Here is a 26,332-nt window from a genome sequence, read left to right as displayed (position 1 = left end):
CGGTGGCGCGGCCGCCTATTACCGGTAACCGGTGACGTTGGCAGCCCGCTGCGGGGCGGCCATGCGGGTCGGCGGCGCCGCCGCCGGGCGGCCCCGACCGCCGAACACCACGCCGTCGATGGCACCGATCACCTTCTGCTGCATGATCTGGTTCTTTTCGATCGTGACGTGGCCGACACCGGGAACCGACTGAACGTCGACATTCTCGAGCTTGCCGCGGAAGCCGTCGTCGCGGCGGACCGGCTCACCGGCGCCGCTGGCGATGTAGAAATTGATGTAGCGCTCGGCGTTGCCGCCGACGAGCTTGGTCTTGAACACCGAGTCGAGCCCGATCGCGAGCTTCACGGGCACGCCGAGTTGGCCGAGCTTGTTGATCATGTCAGGCAGCGCCGTCGCGCCCGAGGAATGGCCCACGAGGATGATGGTCTTGATCCGGCCGGCGCGATAGGCGGCCGCCGCCTCGTCGGCGAGCGACGACCACGACACAAAATTGGCGACCGTGTTCGGAATGCCCTGCGAATCCAGCTTGGCGGCGATGTCGTCCAGCCCGAGCGAGAAGATGTTGAGCACGCCGCGCAGCAGATAGACATGCGTGGTGCTGGCGGCACTCGCAGCCGCCGGGCTCGGCGCCGCCCGCACCGATCCGGTACCGAGCGGCAGAGCCAGCGCAACGGCCAGCGCCACCATGCCAAAGCAGCGCGCCGAGAGGCTGCGCTTGCAGGTGGGTCGAACGGTGCTGGCGCGTGGCGTCATCGGTCCTTCTCCGCGGCGGAAATGTCGAGACGGCGCGACCGTACCCAAGATGCTCGCGGACGCAACATCGTCGGACATTGCGGGGCGCGTTCCTCCCCCGGACGTGGCTGCGCAGCAACACTCACCGGCGCCAGCCACGGAAAAACCCAACAAGCGACACGATCGAGAGCGGCGCGCGCGATTGCGGTAACGCACCGCCGTTCCTATCTGAGCGCTTCGCCCGCGCCTGCGCCCCCTCCTTCGCGCAGCTCCCTGCCCTTTTCGAATCCCTCGGATCGAATTCCCTCGTGATGCCTCCCGTCATTTCCGTTACCGGCCTGTCGAAGACCTATTCCTCGGGCTTCACCTCACTCAACAATGTCGATCTCGCGATCGAGCGGGGCGAGATCTTCGCGCTGCTCGGGCCCAACGGCGCCGGCAAGACGACGCTGATCAGCATCATCTGCGGCATCGTCAATGCGTCTACGGGCAAGGTCGCGGTCGGCGGCCACGACATCAACCGCGACTATCGCGCCGCGCGGGCGCTGATCGGGCTGGTGCCGCAGGAGCTGCACACCGATTCGTTCGAGACCGTATGGGCCACGGTCAGCTTCAGCCGGGGACTGTTCGGCAAGCCCAACAACCCCGCCCTGATCGAGAAGATTCTCAAGGACCTGTCGCTCTGGGACAAGAAGGACGCCAAGATCATCACGCTGTCCGGCGGCATGAAGCGCCGCGTGATGATCGCCAAAGCGCTGTCGCATGAGCCGCAGGTGCTGTTCCTGGACGAGCCGACCGCCGGCGTCGACGTCGAGCTGCGCAAGGGCATGTGGGACGTCGTGCGCGAGCTCAAGGCCGCCGGCGTCACCATCATTCTCACCACGCACTACATCGAGGAAGCCGAGGAAATGGCCGATCGCGTCGGCGTCATCAACAAGGGCGAGATCGTCCTGGTCGAGGACAAGGCCAAGCTGATGGCAAAGCTCGGCCGGAAGCGGCTGAGCCTGCATCTGCAGCACCGGATCGAAGCCGTCCCCGAGGCGCTCGCGCCCTATCATCTCGCGCTGTCGGACGACGGCTGGCGGCTCGCCTATGACTACGATACCAAGGGCGAGCGCACCGGCATCACCAGCCTGCTCGGCGATCTCAGGACCGCCGGCATCCGCTTCGTCGATCTCGAGACCAAGCAATCATCCCTGGAAGACATCTTCGTGAGCCTGGTGCGGCAATGAATTTTCGCGCGGTCGCCGCAATCTACAAGTTCGAAATGGCACGCACCTGGCGCACGCTGCTGCAGAGCATCGTGTCGCCCGTCGTGTCGACCTCGCTCTACTTCGTCGTGTTCGGCGCCGCGATCGGCTCGCGCATCAGCCAGGTCGAGGGCGTCAGCTACGGCACCTTCATCGTGCCCGGCCTCGTGATGCTGTCGGTGCTGACCCAGAGCATCTCCAACGCCTCGTTCGGAATCTACTTCCCGAAATTCATCGGCACGATCTACGAGATCCTTTCGGCGCCAATCTCGCATTTCGAGATCGTGCTCGGCTATGTCGGCGCGGCCGCGACGAAATCCATCATTCTCGGGCTGATCATCCTCGCCACCGCCGGCCTGTTCGTGCCGCTGCACATCCAGCACCCGGTGTGGATGCTGGCGTTCCTGGTGCTGACGGCCGTGACCTTCAGCCTGTTCGGGTTCATCATCGGCATCTGGGCCGACGGCTTCGAGAAGCTGCAGATGGTCCCGATGCTGGTGGTGACGCCGCTGACCTTCCTCGGCGGCAGCTTCTACTCGGTGAACATGCTGCCGCCGACATGGCATTCGATCGCGCTGCTCAACCCGGTGGTCTACCTGATCTCTGGCTTTCGCTGGAGCTTCTACGAGATCGCCGACGTCAGGGTGGAAATCAGCGTCGGCGTGACGCTGCTGTTCCTGGCGATCTGCATGGCGATCATCTGGTGGATCTTCAAGACCGGATACCGGCTCAAGCATTGAGCCGGCATCGGGGGCGGCGTTCCAGCTCAGCGGTAGCAGTGGAAGCGGCCGTAGCCATCGCGGTATCCCCGGCAGTGATAGTGCCGGTGGTAATAGGAGCGGTGTGGAATGCCGAGCACGCCCTCGACGGCGCCCACGGCTCCGCCGACACCCGCACCGACCGCGCCTCCGACGACGCCGCCGACCGGGCCGGCGATGCGGTTGCCTTCGTGGGCCCCTTCATGGGCGCCACGGATGATGCCCTGGGCATGGGCGAATTGCGGCAGCGCCAGCCAGGCCAGCGCCAGGATGACCAGCGCGAGCGCGGCGAGCAGATATGTCAGCTTCTGCGGCGCGCGATCGTCGAGCACCGCCGTCTTGGCCTTCATCGTCAGCATTTTGAATCCTGGAAACCGCATGGAGGAATCCTTGAAACGCGGATGCGGCCAAAAAGTTGCGCGGTCGTGACGAATTGGACCGATTAGAGAGGTCCTAAGCGCCGGAATGAAAGGCCATCCGCGGGTCGCGAAAATGTCAGCGCCGATGAACGCGGGGAGCCTTTGTCCGGTCCCTGCCCGCCATTAAGGTTGAGGGTGCCCTCGGCTGGAACAAAGCCCGCAATTCCGACATAGTGCAGACCGAGGCGATGACCTGGGCGTTGTCGAAGTCCCGTTTGAGGTCTCTCCACAGTCGAGGGCCCTGGAGGCCAGAGGTTAGATGCGTACCATCCTTTTTGCAGTTGCCGGCTTCGCCTTTCTGTCGGCCACGCCAGCTCTGGCCAAGATCGACATCACCGTCGACAAGAACAACCAGATCATGACGGTCGCCGTCGATGGCGTCGAGCGCTACCGGTGGCCGGTCTCGACCGGCATTCCCTCGCGCGAAACGCCCAATGGCTCGTTCCGCGCCTTCCGCATGGAAGCTGATCATTTTTCCAAGGAGTTCGACGACGCGCCGATGCCGCACTCGATCTTCTTCACCAAGGTCGGCCACGCCATTCACGGCACCGATTCGGAGGGCCGGCTCGGCACCCCCGCGTCTCACGGCTGCGTCCGGCTGTCGAAGGCGAATGCCACGACGCTCTACGACCTGGTGCAAAAGGACGGCGTGCTCAACACCACGGTGACCCTGACCGGCTCGGCCGAGGTGGCGCTGGCGCGCAATCCACGCCGCGGCACCGCTGTTGCCCGCCGCGACGTGCCGCAGCAGTATGACGACAGTGGCGAGCCGGTCGTGCTGACGCCGCAGCCACAGATGCTGCCGGGACGCCAGGTCGTTCCGCAGCAGCGGCCCGATGACGGCTACATCTATCCCGCCGACGGCAGCGACAACGGCGTGCGCTATCCGGCGCCGCGCGGCACGGCCCGGCGCGTCTACGACGCGCAGGCCTATCCGCAGCAGCAGTACGATTACCAAAACGGCAATCCGAGCTACGCGCAGCCGCGCTATTACCAGCCGCGCTCTTATTATCAGCCGCGCGGCTACTACACCTATCAGGACTGATCGCGCATTGATCCTCGCGGCCGGGCGCTGTTACGCAGCGCATCGGCGCCTCCTCACTCGGCGTTGACCCGCCCGAGCGAGGCGGACGCGCGATCGGCGCTGGCCTGCCCGCGGGCCGTCGGCATGCGCGTGCGCCGCTGCACGAAATACTGATCGGCCAGCACGCCGATCAGGATCACCGTGCCCATCACGGCGAAATTGAGCGAGCTCGGGATGCCCAGCAGATTGACCAGGTTCTGCAGCATCTGCAGCAGGATCGTGCCGAGCACGACGCCGATGACCGAGCCCTCGCCGCCGCGCAGCGAACAGCCCCCGAGCACCGCCGCCGCGATCGCATAGAGCTCGTAGAACGAGCCGTGCACCGCCGGCGAGATCGAGCGGGTGTACATCGCGAGCAGGACCGCTGCCAGCGCTGTCAGCCCGCCGCAGATCACATAGGCCGCGATCGTGACCCGATCGGACCGGATGCCGGAGTAGCGCGCCGCCTCCTCGTTCTTGCCGACCGCGTAGAAATAACGGCCGTACACCGAGCGGTGCAGCACCAGCCAGGCGATGCCGGCCACGATGACGAGCGCCACGACGCTATGCGGCAGTGGAAAGCCGAGGACATCGGTGCGGCCGGCGGCCAGCCATTCCAGCGCCGGGAAGCTTGCGCCATAGCCGAAGCCGGCGGTGGCATCCTCGGTGTAGTAGCGCGCCGCGCCGCGATAGATCAGCAGCCCGCACAAGGTCACCACGAAGGGCTGGATGCGCATCTTGGTGACCAGCGTGCCATGGACCAAGCCGATGGCGATGCCGCCGGCGAGGATGAGGAACAAGGCAGCGATCCAGTCGACGTCCCGGTTGACGATGAGGTCGATGAACAGCACGCCGAGCAACGCGATCACCGAGCCGACGGCGAGCTCGATGCCGCCGACGATGATGACGAAGGCCTCCGCGATCGAGAAAATGCCGAACATGCCGACCTGGTTGGCGGTATTGGAGAGGTTGCCGACCAGCAGGAAGCGCGGGTTGATGAAGGCCACGACGGCGCCGACCACCAGGATCAGGATCAGCAGGCTGAGATCTTTCTTCTGCACGGGCGCCCTCGCTCAGACGGTATGGCCGACGGCGAGCTGAAGCACGTTGTGCTCGCTGAACTCGTTGCGGGCCAGGAAGCCCGAAATCATGCCTTCATGCATTACGGCGATCCGGTCGCTCACCCCGATCACCTCCTCCATGTCGCTCGAGATCATCAGGATCGCGACTCCGGAATCCGCCAGCCGCCGCAGCATGTCGTAGATCTCCTGCTTGGCGCCGACATCGATGCCCCGGGTCGGCTCGTCGAAGATCAGGACCTTTGGCCGCATCGACAGCCATTTGGCGAGCACGACCTTCTGCTGGTTGCCGCCGGACAAGGTGCCGACCGAGACCTTGACGTCGGACGCCCGGATCTTGAGCCGTTCGCGCTGCCGATCGGCATTCTCGGTCTCACGCCTGATGTCGACAAGTCCAAAGCTGAGATAGGAGGCGAGATCCGGCAGCGAGATGTTCTCGGCGATCGACAGGTCGAGCAGCAGGCCGCAAGCCTTGCGGTCTTCCGGAATGAGATAGATGCCGCGATCGATCGCCGCGCGCGGCGTCGAGATGCGGATCGGCTCGCCCTCCAGGCTGATGCCCCCGGCCAGCAGCGGCTCGACGCCGAAGATGCCGCGCGCGAGCTCGGTGCGGCCGGAGCCGACGAGACCTGCAAGCCCGAGGATCTCGCCGCGCCGGAGCTGCAGGCTGACGGCCTGGTTGGGATAGGTCGCGGTCACGGCCTCCACCACGTCGAGCACGGCTTCGCCGGGCGGCGCGGCCGGCGGCACGTAGAGCGACCGCAGGTCCCGGCCGATCATCAGCCGGATCATCGCGGCAGGACTGAGCTCGTCTCGCGTCAGCGCGCCGACCATGCGGCCGTCGCGCAGCACGATGGCGCGATCGGCGCATTGCATGACTTCGTTCAGGCGATGCGTGATGAAGATGACGCTGACCCCGTCCGCCTTCAGGCCGGCGATGACCTGCATCAGCCGCTCGGTTTCCGACAGCGTCAGGCTGGAGGTCGGCTCGTCCATGATGACGCAGCGCGCGTCGAGCGACAAAGCCTTGATGATCTCGACCAGCTGGCGCTGCGCCAAGGACAGCTCGGCGAGCGGCGTATCCGGCTCGAAATCAGCGGCGAGGCGCGCGATCAGCGGACGCACCTTGGCCCGCAGCGTCTTGCGGTCGATCAGCCGCAGCGGGCCGCCATAGACCGGCTCGCGGCCGATGAAGACGTTGCCTGCGACATCGAGATTGTCGAACAGGTTCAGCTCCTGGTGGACGAAGGCGATGCCGGACGCGATCGCGTCCGCCACCGTGTAGCTGGTCCGCGCCACGCCATCGATCCGGATCGTGCCGCTGCTCGGCTCCACCACGCCGCCGAGCACGCGCATCAAGGTCGACTTGCCGGCGCCGTTCTCGCCGACCAGGGCGATCACCTCGCCGGGCGCGACCGACAGGCTGGCGTGGTCGAGCGCGACCACGCCAGGATAGGTCTTGCCGATGTCGATCAGCTCAAGGAAGGGCTCGCGCACGCCGGCCGTCGCGTCACTTCTTCAGCATCTGCTTCATCTGCGCCATGAAGTCGTCGACGTTGGACTTCTCGATCACCTTGCCGGGCACGATGATGATGCCGTTGGCCGGAACGCCGGACTTGTCGCCCTGCACGACCTTCGCCATCAGCTTCATGCCCTGATAGCCCCACTCGAACGGCTGCTGCACCACCGTGCCCTCGATCGCGCCGTCCTTCACGCCGCCGAGCGTGATCGGATCCTCGTCGAAGCCGATGACCTTGATCTTGCCGAGCTTGCCGGCCTCCTTCAGCACCTCGTAGATGCGCGGCGTGTTGTAGGAATAGAAGCCGACCAGACAACTGACGTCCGGCATCGCCGCCAGGATGTCCTCGACATTGCGCTTGGCCCGGGTCTGGTCGATCTCGTCGCCGCGTACGTCGACCAGTTCGACCTTCGATCCCTTGATGGTCGCCTTCACGCCTTCGATGCGCTCGCGGGCGTTGTCAGCCCCGAGCAGGCCGACGAAACCGACGCACTTGCCGCCATTCGGCAGCGCCTTCAGCATCAGCTTGCCGGCATCCTTGCCGAGCTCGGTATTGGAGGAGCCGATATAGGCGATGCGCTTCGATTGCGGAGCGTCGCTGTCGGTGGTGAAGAGCACCGTCTGTGCGGCAATCTTGTTGAGGTGCTCAGTCTGGTTCTTCGGATCGACGGCGCTCACCATGATTCCGGCAGCCCCGGCCGCGACGAGGTCATCCAGCATCCGCTGCTGCACGGCGGCTGCCGCCTGCTCGGGATATTTGAGCTGCAGGTTGTAGTTGGGCAGCTCGCCTTGCGCCTTCTTGACGCCAGCTTCGGCGATCTTCCAGAAGTCGGACGCGCCGTTGACGACGAAGGCGAGGACCTTCTTGTCCGCGGCTCCCGCGGAGCCGAGACCGAGCGCCATCGACAACAAGGCAGACGCACCGGCAATCCAAAGACGCTTCATTGAACCCCTCCCATGTGAAGCCGGCCTGCTTTGATGCGGCCGGCATTTTGTAGTCGAACGATATCTAGTCGCGAACTCGTCCGAACCGCTGGCTCCGCCCGGACGAACAGCACCTCGATCTGGACAGCGTCCGCGCGATCGTTCGCTCAGGGCGAGACGACCAGACCGGTCCCTCACCGCTCAGTTTGCGATCCAGCTCGACTGCGCGTGCGTGCCCCAACCCACCCATTCGAAGACGCGCAAAGTACCGACTTCAAATGAGGGGCGCACCTCAAGGTAGCATGGTCATGACGGGCACGCAACAGAGGCCCACGCAGAAAGCGCGTAACCACTGCGTTTTGCGATGCGGTACAGCAAAGTCAGCGATCAGACGCTCGAGAAATCAATGCGGCAATGCAACCGAGGCCCGCCACTGACGAGGCGCGCACCTCTTTGGGCGCAGACGCCATCATCGCGGCGATCCGGGCCCGGCGACGTCGAACGGCGGCAGTGCCCTGTTACTCGCCGTCGCGCAGCCGCCGATACACGGCGCCGAGAATGTTCGAATAATCGTCGGTCCAGACCCGCTCGCCGTCGGTCGGCTCGGTTTCGGTCCACTTGTCCGAGGAGGCCAGCGTGCCGACGTCGGCGTCCTCGCGCGCGCTGATGACGACGTCGGTGGAGAAGATGTACTCGTCGTCGCGCCCGGAGTCCTCGTTGTAGACCCAGCTCTTCAGGTCGTTGGCGTCGGCGATGCCGACGACGACGCTCTCCAGCTCCAGATGCCGATTGGAGACATGCATCACGACGGCGCCCTGCGGCGCCAGCTTCGCCTTGTAGATCGCCATCGCCTCCTCCGTCGCCAGATGGATCGGAATCGCATCCGAGGAATAGGCATCGACGATGATGAGATCGTAGGCGCCGTCCGGCTCCTTGGCGAAGGTCAGCCTGGCATCGCCGATGACAGGCTTGAAGTCCGGCGCGCAGTTCCTGATGTAGCTGAAATATTTCGGATCGCTGGCGGTATCGATCATGGTCTGGTCGATCTCGAAGAATTTCCAGATCTCGCCGGGCTCGGCTGCGCAAGTGAGCGTGCCGGCGCCAACGCCGATCACGGCGACCTTGAGCGGCGCGCCCTTGCGCTCCCGGATCGCGGTGATGGCGCGGCCGATGCCGCCGTCCTTGTGATAGTAGGTGATCGGCTCGGGCCGCCCCGTCACCTTGGAGCCGTCGGCGTTGAGATATTTCTGCGCGCCGTGGATGGTCGTGCCATGCATCAGCACGTGATAGTGCCCGTCGGAGGTCACCACGATCTTGTGCACGCCGAAGAAGCTGCGCACCGTCTCGACGCGGCCGTCATCGGCCGGATAGGCGCGGATCAGGACGAGCGCGAGCGCGGCCGTCGCGAACACCTTCCAGCGGCCACCGTTCAGCAGCAGAGCGAGCAGCACGGCGAGCACGCCCACGGCGCCCGCGACATAGACGCGGTGGTCCTCGAGATAGGTCGTGAGCTTGCCGGTCATTCCGGCGGGCACCAGCAGCGCGAGGGCAATGACCGCGAGCAGGAGCCAGTACCAGCGCGTGATCCGTGGCAAGCGCTCATTGGCCGCCGGCCGGCACAGCGCCGCGAGCGCCAGCAGGATCGGATATTCGGCAACCCATGAGAAGGTGAAGGGGGCGATCAGGCCGGCGAACAGGCCGCCGACCATGCCGCCGAACGACAGCGCGACATAGAAGCCGGTGAGATACTTGGCCGGCGGGCGCGTGCGCGCGAGCTCGCCATGGCAGGCCATGGCGATGATGAAGAAGCAGAGCTGATGGCCGCCGAGCGTGAGCGCGAGATTCTGCTCGCCGCCAAAAGCGAGCAGGACGACGACGCCGGCGATCGCAAGCGGCTGCAGCGCCAGCATCCATTTGTGCGGCAGCAGCGGCCGCGACTGGAACACCAGCACCCAGGTCAACAGATAGAGCGACAGCGGCAGCACCCATAGCAAGGGCGCGGCCGCGACATCGGTGGAGATATGCGCCGTCACCGCAATCAGCAGGCCGGAGGGCACCGCGGCCAGGAAGATCCAGCGCAGACGCAGCAGCCAGCGTGGCGCCGGGGCATTGCTGTCCCCGGTGTGCAGCAGGCTCGTGACGATCACCGGCGACCGCAGCAGCAGGACGCCGCAGCCGGCGATCAGCGCGATCAGGAGGCCATAGCCGCCGGTCCAGATCAGGTTCTGCACGCGCAGGCTGAAGATCGGCTCGATCAGCAGAGGATAGGACAACAGCGCCAGGAAGCTGCCGATGTTCGACGATGCATAGAGGAAATACGGGTCGGGTGCGGCCGGATGACCTGAGCGCACGAACCACGCCTGCAGCAGCGGATTGTTGGCAGCGAGCGCGAAGAACGGCAGGCCGATCGACACGGTGAACAGGCCGAGCAGCCAAAGCCCGTAACCGGAGCTGGGCGGGTCGCCCCAGCTGCTCGCGATCGACAGCGGCAACGTCAGGATGGCGAAACCGAGCAGCAGCAGATGAATCGCGATCGGGAGCACCCGGCTGGGCAGCTGGGTGAGAAAATGCGCATAGGCATAACCCGCGAGCAGCAAGGTCTGGAAGAACACCATTGCCACCGACCACACCGCCGGCGAGCCGCCGAGCCGCGGCAGCACCATCTTGGTGAACAGTGGCTGCACCGAGAACAGCAGCAGCGCGCTGACGAAAATTGCGGCGGTATAGACGACGAGCACCAGCCGGTTGCGTGCGGCAGAGGGCTGAGCGACGGCGGCGGGCGAGGCGATTGAGGTCATGACAACTCCGGCAGCGGCGCGGCCGGCATCAGATGCCAAGACCGGACCGCGATGAGCAGACGAGACATAGCGGATCGCAGGGCGGTATGGCGAGGAGCTGAGGCAGAATGGAGTTTCCCTTGACGTCGCAGCCGTCCGGCGCGACAGCACCAGCCGAGGTTCCCGGTGCGGGTCATTAAACAGGGCTTTTTGAAGCTGACATGAATGAAACCGAGGTCATCATCATCGGTGCCGGCCATAATGGCCTGACCTGTGCGGCCTACCTCGCGATGGCGGGCCTGCGCGTGCATGTGGTCGAGCGCCGCAAGGTGGTCGGCGGCGCCGCGGTCACCGAGGAGTTTCATCCGGGCTTCCGCAACTCCGTCGCGTCCTACACCGTGAGCCTGCTCAATTCGCGCGTCATCTCCGACCTGAAGCTGCACGAGCACGGGCTGGAGATCGTCGAGCGCCGGGCGCAGAACTTCCTGCCCTCGGCCGACGGCCGCTATCTGCTGACGGGCGAGGGTCGCACGCTGGCTTCAGTTGCGCGGCTGAGCGAGCGGGACGCCGACGCGATCGGCCCGTTCTCGGCACGTCTCGAGGCCATCGCGGACGTGCTGCGCAGCATCGTGCTGCGGGCGCCACCGAACCTGGTCGCCCAGTTCGGGCTGTCGGCGATCCGCGAGGCCTTCAACGCGCTCGGCACGGCCAACACCCTGCGCGCACTGTCGCTGGAGCAGCAGCGCGATCTGCTCGACCTGTTCACACGCTCGGCCGGCGAGATGCTCGACGAGATCTTCGAAACCGATCTGGTGAAGGCGCTGTTCGGCTTCGATGCCATCGTCGGCAACTATGCCAGCCCCTACGCCGCCGGCTCGGCCTATGTGATGCTGCATCACGCCTTCGGCGAGGTGAACGGCAAGAAGGGCGTCTGGGGCCATGCGATCGGCGGCATGGGGGCGATCACGCAGGCGATGGCCGGGTACCTGAAGGAGCTGGGCACGCTGATCGAGGTCGAGGCCGGCGTGCGCGAGGTGATCGTCGAGCGCGACCGCGCGGTCGGCGTCGTGCTCGAGGATGGCCGCACCATCCGCGCCCGCCATGTCGTCGCCAACGTGAACCCGAAGCTGCTCTATACGCGCCTGGTGCCGGCCGGCGCCGTGCCCGCGCCGTTCCTGAGCCGCATCAGGAACTGGCGCTGCGGTTCGGGCACGTTCCGCATGAACGTGGCGCTCGGCCGGCTGCCCTCGTTCAGCGCGCTGCCGGGCGACGGCGACCATCTGTCCGCCGGGATCATCCTCGGCCCGAGCCTCGGCTACATGGACCAGGCCTATCTCGACGCGCGGGCGCATGGCTGGAGCCGCGATCCCGTGGTCGAGCTGCTGATCCCCTCCACCCTCGACCCGACGCTGGCGCCCGCAGGGCAGCACGTCGCCAGCCTGTTCTGCCAGCATGTCGCGCCCGAGCTGCCGGACGGCCGTTCCTGGGACAATCATCGCGACGAGGTCGCTGACCTCATGATCGCGACCGTGGACCGTTATGCACCGGGCTTTGCGGCCAGCGTGCTCGGTCGGCAGGTGCTGTCACCGCTCGACCTCGAGCGCCAGTTCGGGCTGATCGGGGGCGACATCTTCCACGGCGCGCTGACCCTGAACCAGTTGTTCTCGGCCCGCCCCATGCTCGGTCACGCCGATTATCGCTCGCCGCTGAAAGGGCTCTACCATTGCGGCTCGGGCAGCCACCCCGGCGGCGGCGTCACCGGCGCCCCCGGCCACAATGCGGCCCAGGCGATCCTGGCCGACCATCGCGCCCTGTTCGGCTGAGGATAAGGGGTGGAAAGGCGGGTGGGCGTCCGTGTGGACAAGCTGTGGACGCGCAGTGGATGAACGATCCAATAAGCAGTGCACGGCCGTGTGGGTATGCTGTGGACCTGCTTTCGAGATTCCCCCACCCCAAAAGCAGAAAAACCGGGCGCTGAGGCCCGGTTCTTCGAGAACGCCGTGTCAGGCGGATTACTTCAGCGACGTGTTGATCGACTCGAACTTGCTGCTGAGCGAGCTGCCCAGGCCGTTGACTGCGGCAATAATGGCCAGCGAGATGCCGGCTGCGATCAGGCCGTATTCGATGGCGGTGGCGCCAGATTCATCACGCAAGAACTTCAGCAGAGTGGTCTTCATCTGAACCTCGTTTCCCAACCCAGGAACCGAGGATCATCCGGTTCCCATGACGAGAAAATTAGGCGGCCAGAACCTAAAGTTGAGATAAGGCGCTCTGTTCAAGTTGCAGAGATTCTTTGCAGGAATTGAATCACAACTTTTACGCCGCCCCGCCAGCGGCAAGATACAACCGTTGAATGTTCCAACCTGGCAGATTTCCGGTCCTATCGCTTGCGTTGGCAGACAAATCCCTTAACCACGCCGTCAAATCTCGCCAGGATCCACCTTGATGACCTCAACGACCACGCCCGCCACCCACAAGGCCAGCTTCACCGTTGCCGATGAAGCGACCGCGCGCCCGGCCGTCGACGTCCTGACCGAGGTGTTCTTCGAAGGTGATGCCGCGGTCGCTGCCTTCGAGCGGCCGGACGGCCGCTGGGACGTGACGGTTCATTTCGCCGATCCGCCGGATCAGACGCTGGTGCGGGAGCTCGTCGGCGGGGCGGCGGGCTCCGACGTAGCCCAGACCCTGGCATTCGAAGTCGTCGAGGCCAAGGACTGGGTCAAGGCCAGCCTGGACGACCTCGTCCCGGTGCCGGCTGGCCGCTTCATGGTCCATGGCAGCCATGACCGGCAGCGGGTGCCCGGCAACAAACTCGGGATCGAGATCGAGGCGGCGCTCGCCTTCGGCACCGGTCACCACGGCACCACGCGCGGCTGCCTGCTGCTGCTCGATCACGTGCTCAAGACCCGCGCGCCGCGACGGGTGCTCGACCTCGGCACCGGCACCGGCGTGCTCGCGATTGCCGCCGCCAAGGCGACGCACCGGTCCGTGCTGGCGAGCGACATCGATGCGCCCTCGGTCATGGTGGCGCGGGAGAACGCCCGGCTCAACGGCGCAGGCCCCCTGGTCCGGGTCATCCGAGCTACCGGCTTCGCCGCCGCTGACTTCGCCCGGTGCGGCCCGTTCGATCTGGTGCTGGCGAATATCCTGGCCAACCCGCTGCGCCAGCTGGCTGCGCCGATGCAGCGCCACCTCGCGCCCGGAGCCTTCGTGATCCTCTCGGGCCTGTTGACCCCGCAGGCACGCGCCGTCTGCGCCGCCTATCGTGCCCGCGGCCTGGTTCCGGTCCGGCATTTGAGAATCGAGGGGTGGAGCAGCCTGTTGCTGCAAAAGCAGCAGTGAGGCGGATCAGCTCATGGCATGGATCGAACCTGCACGCTGGGTGCGGCAAGCTCGCGATTACGTCTTCGGCTGGCTCTGCTGGGAGGTGGAGTCGGACTGACTACGAGAGGCACGTCGAACGCGCGGCGCGACGAGACGATTGACGAGGTCCGCCAGCGCGCTGCGCGGCTTCTCGACCGGTGCGGGCGCCGGTCCACTTGGCGCGGGCGCCGATAGTTTTTCGAAGGTAAAAGCAGGCATCGTGCATCCCCTCGCCGTTGAGTTGAGGCACTCCCCGGATCATGCGACCGTGGATGATCTTTACGATCGTGGTCGTCACGTCCATACGTTTCCTCGCCGCATCTCTTTCGGATGACCGGCATGCGACAGCAAATCTTTTTGCACAGGCGAATGCAAGGAGATTCTTCGTGCACTGCACTGTCTGCTGGAGGAGTATTCGTCGCCGACGCGGCAAGATCCACTTCTAAAGTATGAGACCGATGTTCGAAGCTCTGTTCCAGACGTTCGAAGAACCCGAAACCGGCGTGGCGCTGACCGCGCGGCTGGCCGCTCTCCGCGAGGAGCTGGCACGGCGCAAGCTGACCGGCTTCATCGTGCCGCGGGCCGACCAGCAGCAGAACGAGTATGTGCCACCGTCGGAGGAAAGGCTGGCGTGGCTCACCGGCTTCACCGGATCGGCCGGCCTTGCGATCGTGCTGCCGCAGGCCGCCGCGATCTTCGTCGACGGCCGCTATACGCTGCAGGCCGGCAAGCAGGTCGACGGCAAGGCCTGGACCGTGGAATCGCTGATCGAGCCGCCGCCCGAGAGTTGGTTGACGCGACACCTGCAGAGCGGTGACCGCGTCGGCTTCGATCCGTGGCTGCATACGACGGCCGCGGCCGAACGACTGGCCGCCGCCTGTGCCAAGGCCGGCGCGGAGCTGGTGCCGGTCGAGAGCAACCCGGTCGACAGCATCTGGACCGAACGCCCGCTGCCGCCGCTCGGCGCCGTATCCATCCACGGCGCCGAATTATCCGGCGAGAGCGAGGCGGACAAGCTCGGCCGGATCCGCCAGGAGATCGAGCGGCTCGGCGTCGAGGCGCTGGTGCTGTCCGATTCCCACAACGTCGCCTGGACCTTCAACATCCGCGGCGCCGACGTCTCGCACACGCCGCTGCCGCTGTCCTATGCGCTGGTGCCGAAGACCGGACGTCCGACCATCTTCATCGATTCCCGCAAGCTCTCGAACCTGACACGCGATCATCTCGAGCAGAGCGCCGAGGTGGCGGAGCCGGACGTGCTGACACCGCGCCTGACCGAGCTCGCGGAATCCGGCGCAGCCATCGCGCTCGACAGCGCCACGGCAGCCGATGCCCTGACGCGCCTGATCCAGGGCGCCGGCGGCAAGGCGGTGCGCGGCGCCGATCCGGTCAGCCTGCTCAAGGCCGCCAAGAACGCGGTGGAGATCGACGGTACGCGGCGCGCCCATCAGCGCGATGCGGTCGCGCTGGTGCGCTTTCTGGCCTTCATCGATCGCGAGGCGCCGAAGGGCACGTTGACGGAGATCGATGCGGTCGAGGCGCTGGAGAGCTTTCGCCGCGACACCGGCGCGCTCAAGGACGTGTCGTTCCCGACCATCTCGGGTACCGGTCCCAACGGCGCGATCGTGCATTATCGCGTCACCCGCAAGAGCAACCGCCGCATCATGCCGGGCGATCTGCTGCTGATCGATTCCGGCGCGCAATATCAGGACGGCACCACCGACGTCACCCGCACGATCGCCGTGGGCGTGCCGACTGAGGAGATGCGCGACCGCTTCACCCGCGTGCTGCGCGGCCACCTCGCGATCGCACGTGCGATCTTCCCCGATGGCACCACCGGCGCCCAGCTCGACACCCTGGCGCGACAGTTCCTGTGGCAGGCCGGCATCGATTTCGAGCACGGCACCGGTCACGGCGTCGGCAGCTATCTGTCGGTGCACGAGGGACCCGCGCGCATCTCGAAGCTCGGCACGACACCGCTGAAGCGCGGCATGATCCTGTCCAACGAACCCGGCTACTACAAGACCGACGCGTTCGGCATCCGCATCGAGAACCTCGAGCTCGTGGTGGCGAAGGACGTCGCGGGCGCGGAGAAGCCGATGAACGGCTTCGAGGCGCTGACCCTGGCGCCGATCGACCGCCGCCTGATCGACGTCGCCATGCTGACCGCCGAGGAACGGGCATGGCTCGACGCCTATCATGCCCGGGTCAGGGAAACGGTCCGTGCAGCACTCGACGAGAACGACCAGCGCTGGCTCGATCAGGCGACTGCGCCACTGTAGCGATCCGCGCGCCCTGCTACCAGCTGTCCCGCTGCCCGCATGGGCGCATGCCGAAACAGGCGTTTCCGCGAAGCGGAAGGCCGCTACAGTCAGGGCGTTCACCTGATTTGAGCGGCACCATGCATGGAATGATCAGCAGACCGCCCGGGGCGGCGCCACCGCGCGCCGTCCCCTCGCGCACCGTGCTGGTCCTCCTGGTCGTCATGACCGGGCTGGCGCCGATCTCGCTTTACCTGCTGGTGCCGGCCCTGCCGCTGCTCGCGACCACGTTCGGGCGCGACGCCTCCGTCGTGCAGATGACGGTGTCGTTCTACATGGCCGGCATCGCGATCTCGCAGCTGCTGCTCGGGCCGCTCTCCGACCGCTTCGGCCGCCGCCCCGTGATGCTTGCAGGGCTCGCGCTGTCGATCGTCGCGAGCGTCAGTTGCATCTTCGCCGACACCCTGCCCCAGCTGATCGCGGCGCGCTTCTTCCAGGCGCTCGGCGGCGCCAGCGGCATGGTGATCAGCCGCGCCATCATCCGCGATCTCTATCCGCGCGAGCGCATCGGCGCGATGATCAGCCTCGTCGTCGCGGTCATGATGATCGCGCAGATGCTGTCGCCGCTGACCGGCGGCCTGATCGAGATCGCGTTCGGCTGGCACGCCATCTTCTACGTCGTCGCCGCGCTGTCGATCGTGATCGCGATCGCCGTGACCTTGACCCTGCCGGAAACGCGCCCTGCCCGCATCGAAGGCGCGAGCTTCCGCCGCGACGTCGCCATGCTCGTCAGGAGCCGCGCCTTCCTCGGCTACATGCTGTGCCAGGTGCTGGCGTCGCAGATCATCTTCGCCTTCGCCGGCGGCGGGCCGTATATCGTCGAGGTGCAGATGGGCCGCTCCTCGGCGGAGTATGGCGCGTGGTTTGCGACCACGGGCTTCGCCTATTTCGTCGGCAACCTGTTCTGCGTGCGCTACGCGCCGCGCCATTCGCTCGATCGACTGATCTGGTTCGGATTGGGACTGCAGCTCACCAGTGCCGCGCTGAACTTCACCTGGAGCCTGTTCGGTTTCAACCAGGTGCCATCAGTGCTGTTCGGCACGCAGATGCTGCTGATGTTCGCCAATGCCGCCGTGATGGCGAATTCCGCAGCCGGTGCCATCAGCGTCCGGCCGGGCGCAGCGGGCACCGCTTCCGGCGCGATGGGATTCCTGCAAATGGGCGTGGGCGCGCTGACGTCGCAGCTCGGCGCCTGGCTCGGCGGCCATTTCAGCAGCACGCTGCCGCTGACATCAGCGATGCTCACCCTGTCCCTCGCCTGCGCCTGCAGCATGATCTTCCTGGTCCCGCGCACGCAGATGAAGGTGACGAAGGAGCTGATCGAGACGGCGGAAGAGGACGAAGCCGGGGTAATGTGAGGGAGGTGCGAGAGCGACTGCACGACCGCGCGTCACTCTCGGCGTCATACCCGCGCAGGCGGGTATCCAGCAGGCCAAGGCGTCTCGGCCCTATGACAAATGCCTCTGGAATACTGGATCATCCGCTTTCGCGGATGATGACAACTGTTGGTGTCGCATCCAGCGTCTGTCGCAACCAACACTGCGGAGCAGCTACTCCCCGATCAGCTGCAGCCACTCGTCCTCGGTGAGCACCTGCACGCCGTGCTTTTGCGCGTCCTTCAGCTTTGAGCCTGCCCCCGGACCGGCGACGACGTAGTCCGTCTTCTTCGACACCGATCCCGACACTTTCGCACCGAGCCGCTCGGCAGTCGCCTTGGCCTCATCGCGCGTCATCTTTTCCAGCGTGCCCGTGAACACGACAGTCTTGGCGGCGATCGGCGAATTGCGCTTCGGCCTCTCCGCGTCGAGGATCTTGACCTCTTTCGTCAGCCGCTCGACGATGCCGCGGTTGTGGTCCTCGCCGAAATAGGCGGCGACGCTCTTGATCACGGTGTCGCCGATCTGGTCGAGCGCATCCATCTCCGCGATCGCCTCCTCGTCGCCATTGGCGACCTTGAGACAGGCCTCATGGAACGCCTCCCATGAGCCATAGCCCCGCGCCAGCGCCAGCGCCGTGGTCTCGCCGACATGGCGCATACCGAGCGCAAAGATGAAGCGCTCCAGCGCGATCTCGCGCCGCGCGTCGATGGCATTGAAGAGATTGCGCACCGAGGTCTCGCCATAGCCCTCGATCTCCTCGAGCTTCAGCTTGCTGTTGCGTGCGGCCAGCGTGAAGATGTCGGCGGGCTCCTTGACCCAGCCCTGGTCGAAGAAGAATTGGATCTGCTTCTCGCCGAGACCATCGATGTCGAAAGCGCGGCGCGAGGCGAACAGCTTGAGGTGCTCGATCTTCTGGAATGGACAGGCGAACTCACCGGTACAGCGGGCGCGCGAGCCCTCCTCGCCGGTCGCAATCTCCTCACGCACGACGTCGGTATGCAGCGGACAAGGGCACGTCTTCGGGAAGTGGAATTCCTTGGCGTGCTCCGGCCGTTTGTCGATGAGGACGTCGACCACCTGTGGGATGACGTCGCCGGCGCGCTGGATCACGACGGTGTCGCCGATCCGGATGTCACGGCCCTCGCGCAGAACCTCGCCCTTGTTGCCGATCCCCTTGATGTAGTCCTCGTTGTGCAGCGTCACGTTCTGCACGATGACGCCGCCGACACCGACCGGCTCAAGCTTGCCGACCGGCGTGAACGAGCCGGTGCGGCCGACCTGGATCTCGATGTCCTTGAGCACGGTCATGGCGCGCTCGGCCGGAAACTTATGCGCGATGCCCCAGCGCGGCGTGCGCGACACGAATCCGAGCCGCTCCTGCCAGTCGATGCGGTCGACCTTGTAGACGACGCCGTCGATATCGTAGTCGAGCTCGGCGCGCTGCTCCTCGATGTGATGATGGAACGCGATCAGCTCCTCCACCGAGTGGCAGAGCCTGGTGAGCGGATTGGTGGTGAAGCCGCAGCGCTCGAACCATTTGATCATGCCGCTCTGCGTCTCCGCCGGCATCGCGCTCATTTCGCCCCAGGCATAGGCGAAGAAGCCGAGGGGACGCGAGGCGGTGATGGCCGGATCCTTCTGCCGCAGCGAACCTGCGGCGGAGTTGCGCGGGTTGGCGAAGATGGTGTCGCCCGCTTCCTTCTGGCGCTCGTTGAGCGCGAGGAAGGCCTGCTTGGTCATGTAGACCTCGCCGCGCACTTCGCAGATGTCGGGCAGGTTGCGGCCGTGCAGCTTGTGCGGCACGTCCTTCAGGGTGCGGATGTTGGCGGTGACATCCTCGCCCTCGGCGCCGTCACCGCGGGTCGCGGCGGTGACCAGCTCGCCGCCTTCATAGCGTAGCGACATCGACAGCCCGTCGATCTTCGGCTCGGCCGAGAAATCGATGCGATCGTCGGCAAGCTTGAGGAAGCGCGCGATGCGGCCGACGAAGTCGCGCACGTCCTCCTCGGCGAAGGCGTTGTCGAGCGACAGCATCGGCACCGCATGCCGCACTTTCTTGAACCGGCCGGAGGGCGCAGCGCCGACCTTCTGTGACGGAGACTCGCTGCTGACGAGCTCAGGGAAACGCTTCTCGATCGCATTGAAGCGGCGACGCAGCTCGTCATAGGCGGCGTCCGAGATCTTCGGCGCGTCATCCTGATAATAGAGCCTGTCGTGGGTCTCGAGCTCCAGCGCCAGCCGCTTCCATTCCACCTTGGCCTGGGCCTTGGTGAGATCGGCAACGTCGACGGGCTGCTTCGGTTTTGCTGTCTTGGGCATGCTGCGTACTGTCTGCTCGTCATGGCGGGACGGCCCGAAGGCCGCCCCGAAACGACGGTTTACACAATGCGCACGCCGGAGCCAAAAGCGTTCGGCCCGATCCCTCGGCTTATGCCGCCGCAGCCTCCAGCAGCCGGTCGGCGGCGGCGCGGGCTTCGGCGGTGACCTCGGCGCCGGCCAGCATGCGGGCGATCTCCTCGCGGCGGTGCAGGGTGGCGAGCGTGTTGACCCGGGTGACGACACGCTTGCCGCGATCCAGCGCATCCTTGGAAATCAGGAGATGCTGGTCCGCCCTGGCCGCGACCTGCGGCGCATGGGTCACGGCCATCACCTGAACCCCGTGCGCGAGCCGCGCCAGCCGGGCGCCGATGGCATCGGCGACCGCGCCGCCAACGCCCGTGTCGATCTCGTCGAACACCAAGGTCGGCGCCGAGCCGCGGTCGGACAGCACGACCTTGAGCGCCAGCAGGAACCGCGACAGCTCGCCGCCCGAGGCGACCTTCATCATCGGACCCGGCCGCGTGCCCGGGTTGGTCTGGACCCAGAACTCGACCCGGTCGATGCCCTCCGGCCCCGGCGCCTCGGCGTCGCTGTCGACCTGGGTCATGAACTTGGCGCGTTCGAGCTTGAGCGGGGCGAGTTCGGCATGGACGGCCCGGTTCAGCTTCTCCGCCGACTTGGTCCGCGCCGCCGACAGCTTGGCCGCCGCCGCGGCATAGCGCGCATCGGCCGCCGCCGCCGCCGCTTCCAGCTTCTTCAACTGCTCGGCGCCGGCATCGATCAGGATCACATCGGCGGCATATTTGGCAGCCAAAGCAGCCAGACCGTCCACCGGCGTCGAATATTTGCGCGCGGCCGCGCGCAGCGCGAACAGCCGCTCCTCGATGCGCTCCAGCTCCAGCGGATCGAAATCGGTGGCCGCGAGCGCCACCGTCAGATGCTGATCGGCCTCCTCCAGGGCGTTGATCGCCGAATCGATAGCCCTCACCGCTGGATCGACCAGCGCGGGCGAGCTGACCGCGCGTCGCTCCAGCCGGCGGACCGCCGCAGCCAGCGCGGCAATCGGCGACTGGTTGCCGCTGACGGCATCCTGCGCGTCACGCAGATCGCCTGCGATCTTCTCGCCCTGCATCATGGCGGTGCGGCGGGCGGCGAGCTGCGTCTCCTCGCCCTCCTTTGGCGCCAGCTTCTTCAGCTCGTCCGAGGCATGCCGCAGATAATCGGCCTCGCGGGCCGCGCGCTCCATGCTCGCACGATGCTCATCGAGCGCCGTGACCGCGGTCCGGCGGGCCGCCCAGAGCGCCTCGACCGCGGCGACATCCTTCTCCAGGCCCGCAAAGGCATCCAGCAGCCGGCGGTGGGTGGCGGCATCGACCAGCGCACGTTCGTCATGCTGGCCGTGGATCTCGACCAGGGTGGCGCCGATCGCTTTCAGCGTCTGCACGCTGACCGACTGGTCGTTGATGAAGGCGCGGGTGCGGCCGTCGCCGTATTGAACGCGGCGCAGGATCATCTCGCCATCGGCATCCAGGCCGTTGGCGGCGAGGATCCTGGCGGCGGGATGATCCTTGCCGATCTCGAACACGGCCGTGACCTGCCCCTGGTCGGCGCCGTGGCGCACCAGGCTGGCGTCGCCGCGGCCGCCGAGAGCGAGAGCAAAGGCGTCGAGCAGGATCGACTTGCCGGCACCGGTCTCGCCGGTCAGCACCGCAAGTCCATGGGAAAATTCGAGATCGAGTCGTTCGATCAGGACGATGTCACGGATCGACAGTCGCGCCAGCATGGAACCGAAGTCCTTCGTAACGGGGCGGAACGCCCCTGAGCGAACGACTCGATGCTAGCAGCAAATAGAGAACAAAACAAGAATACAGAACAAAGCCAGACCGACCAGCCGATCTGGCCGACCGCTCAGCCCAGGCCCAGCTTCTTGAAGGCCCGAGAGATGTAGGAGCCCTTGTTCTCCTCGGGCTCGACGCCGCCCGACTTCACGAGATTGTAGGCGTCCTTATACCACTTGCTGTCGGGGAAATTGTGCCCGAGCACAGCCGCCGCCGTCTGGGCTTCGCCGACGATGCCGATCGTCATGTAGGCCTCGGTCAGGCGATACAGCGCTTCCTCGACGTGCCGCGTGGTCTGATACTGCGTCACCACCGCCTTGAAGCGGTTGATGGCGGCCGTGTAGTCGCGCTTCTGCATGTAATAGCGGCCGACATCCATCTCCTTGCCGGCGAGCTGGTCGCGGGCGCCCTCCATCTTGGCCTTGGCATTGGTGGCGTATTCGGAGGTCGGATATTTGCGTACCACCTCTTCGAGTGAGGCAATGGCCTTCTCGGTGCGGCCCTGATCGCGGCTGATGTCCGGGATCTGGTCGTAATGCGACGCGGCGATCAGGTATTGCGCATAGGCCGCGTCCGGGCTGCCCGGATGCAACGTCACGTAACGGGTGGCAGCGCCGATGCAGCCGTCGTAGTCGCCGGCCTGATAGGACGCGTAGGCCGACATCAGCAGCGATTTGCGGGCCCAGTCGGAATAAGGATGCTGGCGATCGACCTCCTCGAACTTCTTGGTCGCGCCTTTGACGTCCTTCTTCTCGTTCATCAGGAACAAGCCCTCATTGTAGAGCTTGTCCGCGGGCTCATCGACGAAGGTGTCGTCCTTGGCCAGGAATTTGTCCCAGAGTCCGCCGGTGCCGCAGCCGCTCAACAACGGCGCCAGCAGGATCAGCGACGCGGCGAGGCGGAGCCGGCCGATGCTTGCTGCGGGATGACGGAGGTCGCGCGTGAGACGCTGTATCGACATGCTTCTTTGGAACCCGATGCCTGTGATCTGATCTACGCCGCGCACCATGAAGGTCGCTTCATGACCGCGAAGGAAGAGCCCCGCCAGTGGCACGCATCACGCGGCCCCGGCCTCTCTAGCCGAAAACACTTCATCAACCAACCGCATAGGAAGCCAATCCGCCCAGATTAAGGCAAGATCGAGGCTGCCGCCGTGCATCATGGTTATCGCTGAAGAAGCCGCGGGAAAACCTGGAAATGCCGACAGCCCGTCCATGAGGAAGGATGCGGTCGGCAACAATCAATGACAAAAAATTCAGCGTACAAGATCTGCAACCGAGCAAATACCGACAGCAGAATCGTGTTGCCCCATCGCGCCCCACGAGGGACGCTATCCGTTCGCTCGAGCCTCGCAGCAGGCGCTCAGGACACGTCCGGACCGTAGGCCGGGGCGACCATGCCACCGACCATGCCACCGACGGCGTCCGCGGCCACGCGGGGACGCCGCACGGTCTCGCCTTCGACGATCCGCCAGGCGGTGCGATCGGCCATCAGAGCGGTCAGGACCGCGTGGTTGAGCTTGTGACCGCCACGGACCGAACGATAGGTTCCGAGCATCGGCAGGCCGGCCAGCGCCAGATCACCGATCGCGTCCAGCACCTTGTGGCGGACGCATTCGTCCGCGTAGCGCAGACCTTCGGGATTGAGCAGACGGTCCTCGTCGAACACCAGCGTGTTGTCGAAGGAGGAGCCGAGCGCGAAACCGGCGCTCCACAGCCGCGACACGTCGCTCATGCAGCCGAAGGTACGGGCGCGGGCGATCTCGCGGCGGAAGCGCTCGGGATTGAGTTCGAAATGATAGGCTTGGCGGCCGATCACGGGATTGGTGAAATCGATCTCGGCTTCGACCCGGAAGCCGGAGTTGTTGGGACGCAGCTCGCCCGTCGAGGCACCCATGGTCACCTGGACCGGCTTGAGCACCTGAATGTAACGCCGTGGAGCCGACTGATTGACGATCCCGGCCTGGTCGATGGCAGCGACGAACGGCGCAGCGCTACCGTCCATGATCGGTACCTCGGGGCCGTCGACCTCGACCAGGGCGTTGTCGACACCCATGCCGCGCAGCGCGGCGAGAACATGCTCGGCGGTCGAGACCAACGGGCCGGTGCGGTCACCGAGCACCGTCGCGAGCTCGGTCGCGATCACCGAACCGAAGGAGGCCTGGACCTCGCGGTCGGCCCCATCGAGGCCGGTGCGGAGGAACACGATCCCCGCATCGATCGGCGCCGGGCCAATCGTCAGGCTGACAGGCGCACCGGAGTGGACGCCTACACCGGTGACGGTGGCTTGCGAACGAAGCGTTGTTTGCCGGCTGAATTTCATCGACGATCGCCCAAGACCCCGCCTGACCCTTCATCGGTCGCCCCTCGCGAGCCGACTCACTTTCAGGCATCCCCAAGTCACGGCAGAACTTAACGAGAGCCCCAAAGAGCGCCAACTCACGCTTCTTTACGGATTGTTACCCCATCTCTGCCGTATTCGCGCCAACCCTTAACCAAACTGGAACGTGGCCTTAACCCTCCTGGTTCCCGATCCAAACACCGAAAGAATAATTAATCATTTAAAATCAGTTAGTTGAAGGGAGATCAGCGCGCGCCGCGAGACCAAAAAAAGGGCCCGGCTCTCGCGAGCCGGGCCTGTTCAGCACCGTCAGGGCTGTAACAATTCTCAGGTTGCCTGCCGGCGGAGGAAAGCCGGGATATCCAAATGGTCGTCTCCCTGTGGCGCCGGGGACACAGGCGCGGGACGGCCATGGACATCCAGCCCCTGCGGTGCGGGACGGCGGGCATACTCCGAGACGGGCGATTCGTGGCTCGCAACCTGCTGAGCAACGTTCCGCTGCGGCTTCCGTTCCGGCAGGGGCGGCATCTGCGGCATGGCAGGACCCGCGGTCCGCACCGGCAGCAGAGGTTCGGCGTCCTCGTCCCGGCGGCCGAGACCGACATTTGCGAGACGCTGCAGCAGCGACATCCGGGTCTTCTGCGGATGCTCGTCGCCCTCGTCGCCCCTCGCCTGACGAATCTCGGCCTGGGCCGGCATCGGCAGGTCCTCGAACTTCGGCATGCGCGGCGCGCGAACCGGAACCCGCTCGGCGGCCTGCGGAATGAAGGTCTCGGGCAAGGCCGCCGGCTCGATCGGAGCCGCGCGCTGCGCCTCGGGCTCCGGGAACAGCGACGGCTTCTGTGCAATCGGGCGCACCGTCACATCGCCATAGGACGCTGCCTGCGCCGGGGCAGCCGACGGACCGGGCTCGCTTGCCATCGCGGCCGCGACGGCGGCCAGCGTATCGCGCTCGAGATTCGGCGCCGGACGCGGCGCAGGCGCCATCGGCGCGGGTGCCGGAGCGGCGACGGCCGGAGCCTGCGACGCCTGCTGCTCGAGCTTGGCGGCGCGTTCAGCCAGGCGCTGATTGTCGGCGCGCAGGCGCGCGGTCAGATCGGCGAGGCGGCTTTCAGGAAGACCCGCAACAGCGGTCGGGGCGGCGGCAATCGGAGCGACAGCCGCCGCCGGCTGTGAGGTCGTAACGTTCCGGTTGAACTGCGCCTGCTCGATGCCGGTGGCAACCACCGACACCCGGATCAGGCCGTCCAGCGATTCGTCGAAGGTGGCGCCGACGATGATGTTGGCGTCCTGGTCGACCTCCTCGCGGATGCGGGTCGCGGCTTCGTCGACCTCGAACAGCGTGAGGTCCTTGCCGCCGGTGATCGAGATCAGGAGACCACGGGCGCCCTTCATCGAGGAATCGTCGATCAGCGGGTTCGCGATCGCGGCCTCGGCCGCGGTCAGCGCGCGCTTGTCCCCGGAGGCCTCGCCGGTGCCCATCATCGCCTTACCCATCTCACGCATGACGGCGCGGACGTCGGCGAAGTCGAGGTTGATCAGGCCTTCCTTGACCATCAGGTCGGTGATGCAGGCGACGCCGGAATAGAGCACCTGGTCGGCCATCGCGAAGGCGTCCGCGAAGGTGGTCTTCTCGTTGGCGACCCGGAACAGGTTCTGGTTCGGGATGATCAGCAGCGTGTCGACGACCTTGTGCAGCTCCGAGATGCCCGATTCTGCGGTGCGCATGCGGCGCGCGCCTTCGAAGTGGAACGGCTTGGTGACGACGCCCACGGTGAGGATGTTCATCTCGCGCGCGGTCTTGGCGATGACCGGAGCTGCACCGGTGCCGGTTCCGCCGCCCATGCCGGCGGTCACGAACACCATGTTGGCGCCCGAGAGGTGATCGCGGATCTCGTCGATCACCTCCTGTGCGGCGGCGGCGCCGACATCCGGCTGCGAGCCGGCGCCGAGGCCCTGGGTCACCTGCGTGCCCATCTGGATGATGCGCTGCGCCTTGGACATGGTCAGCGCCTGCGCGTCAGTATTGGCGACGACGAAGTCGACGCCCTGAAGGCCAGCCGTGATCATGTTGTTGACGGCGTTGCCGCCCGCGCCGCCGACCCCGAACACGGTGATCCGGGGCTTCAGCTCGTGGATATCAGGAGGGGTAATAGTGAGTGCCATGATTGCCTCTCGATCACGCGCGGGTGGGTTCGCCCCGGCCGCCGGCCGCGGTTGGTGTTGTTGGAAATCGCATGGGATGGAAACC

The 26,332-nt window shown here is 65.9% G+C and carries 19 protein-coding genes; 7 read left to right on the top strand and 12 right to left on the bottom strand.

Translation table 11 applies throughout. The annotated features are described in order from the left end of the window. Positions 1–18: 18 nt before the first annotated feature. On the bottom strand, positions 19–753 hold the full coding sequence (locus tag QX070_RS10385; protein WP_315736813.1) for a hypothetical protein: 735 nt from the start codon (positions 751–753) through the stop codon (positions 19–21). Between the two features lie 290 nt (positions 754–1,043). Between QX070_RS10385 and QX070_RS10380 the strand changes: the two genes are divergently transcribed. Both QX070_RS10380 and QX070_RS10375 read left to right on the top strand, forming a co-directional pair. Further along, positions 1,044–1,964: an ABC transporter ATP-binding protein gene (locus tag QX070_RS10380; protein WP_315736812.1), complete on the top strand. Its 921-nt coding sequence runs from the start codon at positions 1,044–1,046 to the stop codon at positions 1,962–1,964. After that, complete coding sequence (locus QX070_RS10375; RefSeq protein WP_315736810.1) at positions 1,961–2,722, top strand: ABC transporter permease; 762 nt, start codon at positions 1,961–1,963, stop codon at positions 2,720–2,722. Before QX070_RS10380 ends, QX070_RS10375 begins: the two co-directional genes overlap by 4 nt. A gap of 26 nt (positions 2,723–2,748) precedes the next feature. Here QX070_RS10375 and QX070_RS10370 read toward each other — a convergent pair whose 3' ends face one another. Further along, positions 2,749–3,099, bottom strand: a complete 351-nt coding sequence (locus tag QX070_RS10370) for a hypothetical protein (protein ID WP_315736808.1) — start codon at positions 3,097–3,099, stop codon at positions 2,749–2,751. 319 nt (positions 3,100–3,418) lie between these two features. Between QX070_RS10370 and QX070_RS10365 the strand changes: the two genes are divergently transcribed. Continuing rightward, entirely contained in the window at positions 3,419–4,204 is a 786-nt protein-coding gene (locus tag QX070_RS10365; RefSeq protein WP_315736807.1) for a L,D-transpeptidase, read from the top strand. Between the two features lie 53 nt (positions 4,205–4,257). Here QX070_RS10365 and QX070_RS10360 read toward each other — a convergent pair whose 3' ends face one another. From QX070_RS10360 to QX070_RS10345, 4 genes are all read right to left on the bottom strand, one after another. After that, on the bottom strand, positions 4,258–5,283 hold the full coding sequence (locus QX070_RS10360) for an ABC transporter permease (RefSeq protein WP_315736806.1): 1,026 nt from the start codon (positions 5,281–5,283) through the stop codon (positions 4,258–4,260). Positions 5,284–5,295: 12 nt separating this feature from the next. Beyond that, positions 5,296–6,798: a sugar ABC transporter ATP-binding protein gene (locus QX070_RS10355; protein WP_315736805.1), complete on the bottom strand. Its 1,503-nt coding sequence runs from the start codon at positions 6,796–6,798 to the stop codon at positions 5,296–5,298. Between the two features lie 13 nt (positions 6,799–6,811). After that, complete coding sequence (locus QX070_RS10350) at positions 6,812–7,765, bottom strand: sugar-binding protein (protein ID WP_316178606.1); 954 nt, start codon at positions 7,763–7,765, stop codon at positions 6,812–6,814. A gap of 497 nt (positions 7,766–8,262) precedes the next feature. Then, entirely contained in the window at positions 8,263–10,542 is a 2,280-nt protein-coding gene (locus QX070_RS10345) for a fused MFS/spermidine synthase (RefSeq protein WP_315736804.1), read from the bottom strand. Between the two features lie 200 nt (positions 10,543–10,742). Between QX070_RS10345 and QX070_RS10340 the strand changes: the two genes are divergently transcribed. Further along, on the top strand, positions 10,743–12,344 hold the full coding sequence (locus QX070_RS10340) for an NAD(P)/FAD-dependent oxidoreductase (protein WP_315736802.1): 1,602 nt from the start codon (positions 10,743–10,745) through the stop codon (positions 12,342–12,344). A gap of 189 nt (positions 12,345–12,533) precedes the next feature. Here QX070_RS10340 and QX070_RS10335 read toward each other — a convergent pair whose 3' ends face one another. Then, a complete protein-coding gene (locus QX070_RS10335; protein WP_315736801.1) occupies positions 12,534–12,698 on the bottom strand; it encodes a Flp family type IVb pilin in 165 nt (54 codons plus the stop codon). Between the two features lie 268 nt (positions 12,699–12,966). Between QX070_RS10335 and QX070_RS10330 the strand changes: the two genes are divergently transcribed. The 3 genes from QX070_RS10330 (at position 12,967) to QX070_RS10320 (ending at position 17,563) form a co-directional block, all read left to right on the top strand. Then, on the top strand, positions 12,967–13,863 hold the full coding sequence (locus QX070_RS10330) for a 50S ribosomal protein L11 methyltransferase (RefSeq protein ID WP_315736799.1): 897 nt from the start codon (positions 12,967–12,969) through the stop codon (positions 13,861–13,863). A gap of 479 nt (positions 13,864–14,342) precedes the next feature. Beyond that, positions 14,343–16,166, top strand: a complete 1,824-nt coding sequence (locus QX070_RS10325) for an aminopeptidase P family protein (protein ID WP_315736797.1) — start codon at positions 14,343–14,345, stop codon at positions 16,164–16,166. 119 nt (positions 16,167–16,285) lie between these two features. Further along, positions 16,286–17,563 (top strand): multidrug effflux MFS transporter, encoded by a 1,278-nt coding sequence (locus QX070_RS10320; protein WP_315736796.1) that lies wholly within the window; start codon positions 16,286–16,288, stop codon positions 17,561–17,563. 192 nt (positions 17,564–17,755) lie between these two features. On the opposite strand, the gene ligA is transcribed toward QX070_RS10320, so the two are convergent. The 5 genes from ligA to ftsZ all read right to left on the bottom strand — a co-directional run bounded on the left by ligA (position 17,756) and on the right by ftsZ (position 26,247). Then, positions 17,756–19,903, bottom strand: coding sequence for an NAD-dependent DNA ligase LigA (gene ligA, locus QX070_RS10315; RefSeq protein WP_315736794.1), 2,148 nt, complete (start codon positions 19,901–19,903; stop codon positions 17,756–17,758). Positions 19,904–20,012: 109 nt separating this feature from the next. After that, positions 20,013–21,686 (bottom strand): DNA repair protein RecN, encoded by a 1,674-nt coding sequence (gene recN, locus QX070_RS10310; RefSeq protein ID WP_315736793.1) that lies wholly within the window; start codon positions 21,684–21,686, stop codon positions 20,013–20,015. Between the two features lie 125 nt (positions 21,687–21,811). Next, complete coding sequence (locus QX070_RS10305; protein ID WP_315736792.1) at positions 21,812–22,702, bottom strand: outer membrane protein assembly factor BamD; 891 nt, start codon at positions 22,700–22,702, stop codon at positions 21,812–21,814. Positions 22,703–23,103: 401 nt separating this feature from the next. Then, positions 23,104–24,063, bottom strand: coding sequence for a UDP-3-O-acyl-N-acetylglucosamine deacetylase (lpxC, locus tag QX070_RS10300; RefSeq protein ID WP_315736791.1), 960 nt, complete (start codon positions 24,061–24,063; stop codon positions 23,104–23,106). Between the two features lie 345 nt (positions 24,064–24,408). Beyond that, on the bottom strand, positions 24,409–26,247 hold the full coding sequence (gene ftsZ, locus QX070_RS10295; RefSeq protein ID WP_315736790.1) for a cell division protein FtsZ: 1,839 nt from the start codon (positions 26,245–26,247) through the stop codon (positions 24,409–24,411). Positions 26,248–26,332: the final 85 nt, after the last annotated feature.

Origin of the sequence: Bradyrhizobium sp. SZCCHNR1093, assembly GCF_032381175.1 — a bacterium.
Taxonomy (GTDB): domain Bacteria; phylum Pseudomonadota; class Alphaproteobacteria; order Rhizobiales; family Xanthobacteraceae; genus Bradyrhizobium.
Note: the sequence above shows the minus strand (reverse complement) of the source record. Positions and strands in the feature narration are given on the sequence as shown.

Excerpts from the sequence above, each read along its gene's own strand:
- QX070_RS10385 (WP_315736813.1), bottom strand. The coding sequence starts at position 753 with ATGACGCCACGCGCCAGCACCGTTCGACCCACCTGCAAGCGCAGCCTC.
- QX070_RS10380 (WP_315736812.1), top strand. The coding sequence starts at position 1,044 with ATGCCTCCCGTCATTTCCGTTACCGGCCTGTCGAAGACCTATTCCTCG.
- QX070_RS10375 (WP_315736810.1), top strand. The coding sequence starts at position 1,961 with ATGAATTTTCGCGCGGTCGCCGCAATCTACAAGTTCGAAATGGCACGC.
- QX070_RS10370 (WP_315736808.1), bottom strand. The coding sequence starts at position 3,099 with ATGCTGACGATGAAGGCCAAGACGGCGGTGCTCGACGATCGCGCGCCG.
- QX070_RS10365 (WP_315736807.1), top strand. The coding sequence starts at position 3,419 with ATGCGTACCATCCTTTTTGCAGTTGCCGGCTTCGCCTTTCTGTCGGCC.
- QX070_RS10350 (WP_316178606.1), bottom strand. The coding sequence starts at position 7,765 with ATGAAGCGTCTTTGGATTGCCGGTGCGTCTGCCTTGTTGTCGATGGCG.
- QX070_RS10345 (WP_315736804.1), bottom strand. The coding sequence starts at position 10,542 with ATGACCTCAATCGCCTCGCCCGCCGCCGTCGCTCAGCCCTCTGCCGCA.
- QX070_RS10340 (WP_315736802.1), top strand. The coding sequence starts at position 10,743 with ATGAATGAAACCGAGGTCATCATCATCGGTGCCGGCCATAATGGCCTG.
- QX070_RS10335 (WP_315736801.1), bottom strand. The coding sequence starts at position 12,698 with ATGAAGACCACTCTGCTGAAGTTCTTGCGTGATGAATCTGGCGCCACC.
- QX070_RS10330 (WP_315736799.1), top strand. The coding sequence starts at position 12,967 with ATGACCTCAACGACCACGCCCGCCACCCACAAGGCCAGCTTCACCGTT.
- QX070_RS10325 (WP_315736797.1), top strand. The coding sequence starts at position 14,343 with ATGTTCGAAGCTCTGTTCCAGACGTTCGAAGAACCCGAAACCGGCGTG.
- QX070_RS10320 (WP_315736796.1), top strand. The coding sequence starts at position 16,286 with ATGCATGGAATGATCAGCAGACCGCCCGGGGCGGCGCCACCGCGCGCC.
- ligA (WP_315736794.1), bottom strand. The coding sequence starts at position 19,903 with ATGCCCAAGACAGCAAAACCGAAGCAGCCCGTCGACGTTGCCGATCTC.
- recN (WP_315736793.1), bottom strand. The coding sequence starts at position 21,686 with ATGCTGGCGCGACTGTCGATCCGTGACATCGTCCTGATCGAACGACTC.
- QX070_RS10305 (WP_315736792.1), bottom strand. The coding sequence starts at position 22,702 with ATGTCGATACAGCGTCTCACGCGCGACCTCCGTCATCCCGCAGCAAGC.
- lpxC (WP_315736791.1), bottom strand. The coding sequence starts at position 24,063 with ATGAAATTCAGCCGGCAAACAACGCTTCGTTCGCAAGCCACCGTCACC.
- ftsZ (WP_315736790.1), bottom strand. The coding sequence starts at position 26,247 with ATGGCACTCACTATTACCCCTCCTGATATCCACGAGCTGAAGCCCCGG.